Here is a 2786-nt window from a genome sequence, read left to right as displayed (position 1 = left end):
CGCGGCCCGCCGTTTTCTCCAAGGCAGCGCGTCCCTGCCTCGCCCGCCGCCCGGCCCGCGCTTCCTTCGACAAGACGGTTTTTCAACTCGCAGGAAGCTTCCCATGAACGCACCCCACATGCAGGGCCTGGACCTCCAGGCCCCCGCCTACGTCAAGAACGCCAAACTCGTCGCCTGGGTCGCCGAGATGGCGGCCCTGTGCAAGCCCGACCGCATCCACTGGTGCGACGGCAGCGCCGAGGAATACGACCGCCTGTGCCAGCAGCTGGTGGACGCCGGCACCTTCAAGCGCCTGAATCCCGCCAAGCGCCCGAACAGCTACCTGGCCTGGTCCGACCCCTCGGACGTGGCGCGCGTGGAAGACCGCACCTTCATCTGCTCGGAGAACCAGGACGACGCCGGCCCCACCAACAACTGGATGGCGCCGGCCGAGATGCGCGCGACCCTGCAGCCGCTGTTCGACGGCTGCATGCGCGGGCGCACCATGTACGTGGTGCCGTTCTCCATGGGTCCGCTCGGCTCCCCCATCGCCCACGTCGGCGTGGAGCTGTCCGACAGCGCCTATGTCGCGGTGAACATGAAGATCATGACGCGCATGGGCCGTGCCGTGTACGACGTGATCGGCACCGAAGGCGAGTTCGTGCCCTGCGTGCACACCGTGGGCGCGCCCCTGGCCGAAGGCGAGAAGGACCAGACCTCCTGGCCCTGCAACCCCGACACCAAGTACATCGTTCACTACCCCGAGACGCGCGAGATCTGGAGCTACGGCTCGGGCTACGGCGGCAACGCCCTGCTGGGCAAGAAGTGCCTGGCGCTGCGCATCGCTTCCAAGATGGGCCGCGACGAAGGCTGGCTGGCCGAGCACATGCTGATCCTGGGCGTGCAGAGCCCCGAAGGCAAGAAGCACCACGTCGCCGCCGCCTTCCCCAGCGCCTGCGGCAAGACCAACTTCTCCATGCTGGTGCCCCCGAAGGCCTTCGACGGCTGGAAAGTGACGACCATCGGCGACGACATCGCCTGGATCAAGCCACAGGCCGATGGCAGCTTGCGCGCCATCAACCCGGAAGCCGGCTACTTCGGCGTGGCGCCGGGCACCAACATGAAGACCAACCCGAACTGCATGCTCAGCCTGCAGCGCGACGTGATCTTCACCAACGTCGCGCTGACCGACGACGGCGACGTGTGGTGGGAAGGCATGGAGGCCGACACCGGTGTCGTGCCCGAGCACCTGATCGACTGGCAGGGCCGCGACTGGACGCCGGCCATTGCCAAGGAAACCGGCGCCAAGGCCGCCCACCCCAACGCCCGCTTCACCGTGGCCGCGACCAACAACCCGGCGCTGGACGAGGCCTGGGACGATCCGGCCGGCGTGAAGATCGACGCCATCATCTTCGGCGGCCGCCGCTCCACCACCGTGCCCCTGGTGACCGAGGCGCGCAACTGGACCGAGGGCGTGTACATGGCCGCCACCATGGGCAGCGAGACCACCGCCGCCGCCTTCGGCAAGCAGGGGGTGGTGCGCCGCGATCCCTTCGCCATGCTGCCCTTCATCGGCTACCACATGGGCGACTACTTCCGCCACTGGCTGGAGCTGGGCGCCAAGATCGAGGCGCAGGGCGCGCAGCTGCCGCGCATCTTCACCACCAACTGGTTCCGCAAGGACGAGGCCGGCAAGTTCGTCTGGCCGGGCTACGGCGAGAACATGCGTGTGCTCAAGTGGATGATCGACCGCATCGAGGGCCAGGCCGCCGGCCAGGAAACGCCCTTCGGCATCGCGCCGCAGTACGCGGAAATCAACTGGAGCGGACTGGACTTCTCGCAGGCGCAGTTCGACAGCGTGAGCGGCATCGATCGCGCCGCCTGGCAGGACGAGCTGCAGTCGCACGCCGAGCACTTCGACAGGCTGGGGCAGCGCCTGCCCGAGGCGCTGCTGGCGGTGAAGGCCGGGCTGCGCGAGCGCCTGGCAGCCTGATCGCCTGCTCCTGGCGCCGCACCGCCCTCAGAAGCGGTAGCGGCGCATGTCCTCCACCGCGATGCCGTTCATGGCGCGGCTCAGGTCGGCCAGGATGCGCGCCTCGTGCAGCACGGCGTTGTGGATCCGCTGCTCTGCCCCCGCCTGCCGCCGGGCCTGGGTCCAGCGCCGCAGGGCGCGGCGCAGCAGGCGGGCCATGCCGCTGGCCGGCGCGCTGCGGCCGGTGTGCTGCCGTGTGCTGGATGGAAGTTTCGGGGTGGGACGGGTCATCGCGGGCTCCAGGAGGGCGGTCGGGCGCCGCACGGCTGTGCGGGCCACCAGAGTATCCTAGGGTTTACCCTGGTTTCCTGCCCGGACCGTGCCCCATGTCCGCCCGCGCCACAAGGGGATCGTGCCGCCCGGCCCTCGCCTGCACGCCGCCATGAACATCCAACTGCTGTCCGACCTGCATCTGGAGGCCCAGCCCCAGTTCCACGCCAGCCCCGCTGCCGGGGCCGACGTGCTGGTGCTGGCCGGCGACATCGGCTCGTTCCAGCGGGGCTCGCGCCTTTCGGGAGAGGACTTCGGCCTGGAGCGCTTCTCGCCGCTGCCGCAGCACGGCAGCTGGCCCACCCCGGTGCTGTTCGTGCCCGGCAACCACGAGTACGACGCGCTGGACTTCGACGCGGCCCACGCACGTCTGCGCGCCACCTGCGAGCGCCTGGGCATCGGCTGGCTGGAGCGCGAGAGCATCGTGCTGGGTGGCGTGCGCTTCCTCGGCACCACGCTGTGGAGCGACTTCGACGCCATCGCCCAGGCGCGCGGCGGGCCACCT

The 2786-nt window shown here is 69.7% G+C and carries 3 protein-coding genes; 2 read left to right on the top strand and 1 reads right to left on the bottom strand.

Annotated elements, in window-relative coordinates; all coding sequences use genetic code 11:
* The first annotated feature begins 103 nt into the window (after positions 1-103).
* Positions 104-1972 (top strand): phosphoenolpyruvate carboxykinase (GTP), encoded by a 1869-nt coding sequence (locus tag A612_RS01420; RefSeq protein ID WP_019372832.1) that lies wholly within the window; start codon positions 104-106, stop codon positions 1970-1972.
* Positions 1973-1999: 27 nt separating this feature from the next.
* Here the strand turns inward: A612_RS01420 and A612_RS16885 are convergent, their stop codons facing one another.
* Positions 2000-2242, bottom strand: coding sequence for a hypothetical protein (locus A612_RS16885; RefSeq protein WP_141630311.1), 243 nt, complete (start codon positions 2240-2242; stop codon positions 2000-2002).
* Positions 2243-2393: 151 nt separating this feature from the next.
* Between A612_RS16885 and A612_RS01410 the strand changes: the two genes are divergently transcribed.
* Positions 2394-2786 (top strand): metallophosphoesterase (locus tag A612_RS01410; protein ID WP_019372830.1); only part of this gene is annotated, 393 nt, incomplete at its 3' end.

Origin of the sequence: Melaminivora alkalimesophila, assembly GCF_000282995.1 — a bacterium.
Lineage (GTDB): Bacteria > Pseudomonadota > Gammaproteobacteria > Burkholderiales > Burkholderiaceae_C > Melaminivora > Melaminivora alkalimesophila.
The sequence above is the reverse complement of the archived record's forward strand: the minus strand, read 5'-3'. Positions and strand labels throughout refer to the sequence as shown.

What these genes read in the sequence shown, in the direction of transcription:
- A612_RS01420 (WP_019372832.1), top strand. Translation starts at nt 104, where the DNA reads ATGAACGCACCCCACATGCAGGGCCTGGACCTCCAGGCCCCCGCCTAC.
- A612_RS16885 (WP_141630311.1), bottom strand. Translation starts at nt 2,242, where the DNA reads ATGACCCGTCCCACCCCGAAACTTCCATCCAGCACACGGCAGCACACC.